The following is a 1,653-nucleotide window of genomic DNA, read 5'->3' as shown; positions in this document are numbered from 1 at the left end:
CCATGACAAATAAAAAGAACGATCGTTATACAGATGAATTTAAAGCTACGACCATTCAACGAATGATGCCCCCTAAAAATGAAGGTGTGCGACAATTAAGTGAAGAATTAGGCGTTCCTGAAGCAACACTTTATTCTTGGCGTAAAAAAGCGCGGATGCAAGGGAAAGCGACACCAGGAGGGAAAAAGCATACTGAAAAATGGTCAAGTGAAGATAAGTTCTTAATCGTCATGGAAACTTTCTCCATGAATCAAGCAGAATTAGCAGCCTATTGCCGGAAAAAAGGCTTATTTAAAGAGCAAATTGAGGCATGGAAAAAAACTTGTCTTTCGGCGAACACCCAAGAAGAAAACCGCACGAAGGCTCTTTCTATCGAGTTAAAAGAAGAAAAGAAACAAGCGCGACAATTAGAAAAAGAGCTACGAAAAAAAGAAAAAGCTTTAGCAGAAGCCGCGGCTCTCTTATTATTAAGAAAAAAAGCACAAGCGATCTGGGGGGACCTCGAGGAAGAATGATTCCTGCCTCAGATCGCAGACAAGCAGTCGCGCTCATTCAAGAAGCCAATCGCAATGGCGCGCGTTTATCCAAAGCTTGCGAAGAATTAAACCTCAGTGTGCGGACGTACGAACGATGGACGGCAGAAGGACAAGTAAAAGAAGACCAACGACCTTTGGCGGAACGTCCTACGCCGAAAAATAAGTTGACGAAAGAAGAACGCGCAGAGATTTTACGAGTGGTTTCAAAAAAAGAATTTATGAATTTACCACCGAGTCAAATTGTTCCGAAATTAGCTGATCAAGCCATTTACATTGCGTCCGAATCAAGCATCTATCGTGTGTTGCGAGAAGAAAAAATGCAAAACCATCGTGGGCGAAGTCAAGCGCCACAGAAACGGTTGGCTCCGAGCCACTTAGCGAGTCGCCCGAATGAAGTTTGGACCTGGGATATCACTTGGTTAAAAGGTCCGGTAAAAGGACTGTTTTACCGATTGTATTTAATCATCGATTTATTTAGCCGGAAAATGGTCGGTTGGGAAATTTGGGAAACAGAAGAAGCGCGGTATGCCGAACAATTGATTCAGCAAACGGTTATAAAAGAACAAATTCAAGGGCAACCACTAGTTTTACATTCGGATAATGGTAGCCCAATGAAAGCGGCAACGTTCCAAGTATTATTAGAAAAATTAGGTATTCAAAGTTCCTATTCAAGGCCACGAGTGAGTAATGATAATCCCTATTCTGAAGCAGTTTTTCGTACGTTAAAATATCGACCGGAATACCCGGATCATGGTTTTAAAACACTGGATGATGCACGAGAATGGACACGTACGTTTGTGGATTGGTACAACCACGCTCATCTTCACAGTGGGATTCAATTTGTCTCACCTGCAGAGTGCCATGAAGGCCGACATATCGCTATTTTAGAGAAACGGAAACAGGTCTATGAGTGTGCGAAAAAACGACACCCTGAGCGTTGGTCAAAAGGCATTCGTAATTGGTCGCCTCATCAATCGGTGGCTTTGAATCCTTTAAAAGAAAGAGAAAAACAAAATTAAGCATCTCTTTCAGATGCCACCAGAAAAACTCCAGATAACCCTCGTCATCGAATAGGGGAAAAAGCTTTTCTTCCCCTATTCGATGACGAGGCCTACCG

2 protein-coding genes are annotated in these 1,653 nt (G+C 42.6%); both read left to right on the top strand.

Translation table 11 applies throughout. The features are described 5' to 3' along the window. Nucleotides 1-515, top strand: a 515-nt coding sequence (locus ACFO3L_RS11445; protein WP_165765006.1) for a transposase, incomplete at its 5' end; no start/stop codon positions are given. Beyond that, nucleotides 407-1,555 carry an IS3 family transposase gene (locus tag ACFO3L_RS11440; RefSeq protein ID WP_243389405.1) on the top strand — a complete coding sequence of 383 codons (1,149 nt, stop codon included), beginning with the start codon at nucleotides 407-409 and terminating at the stop codon, nucleotides 1,553-1,555. The genes ACFO3L_RS11445 and ACFO3L_RS11440, both read left to right, overlap by 109 nt. Nucleotides 1,556-1,653: the final 98 nt, after the last annotated feature.

It is taken from the genome of Enterococcus eurekensis, from assembly GCF_042654605.1.
GTDB classification, from domain to species: Bacteria; Bacillota; Bacilli; order Lactobacillales; family Enterococcaceae; genus Enterococcus_I; species Enterococcus_I eurekensis.
This window is presented reverse-complemented; position numbering and strand designations above follow the sequence as displayed.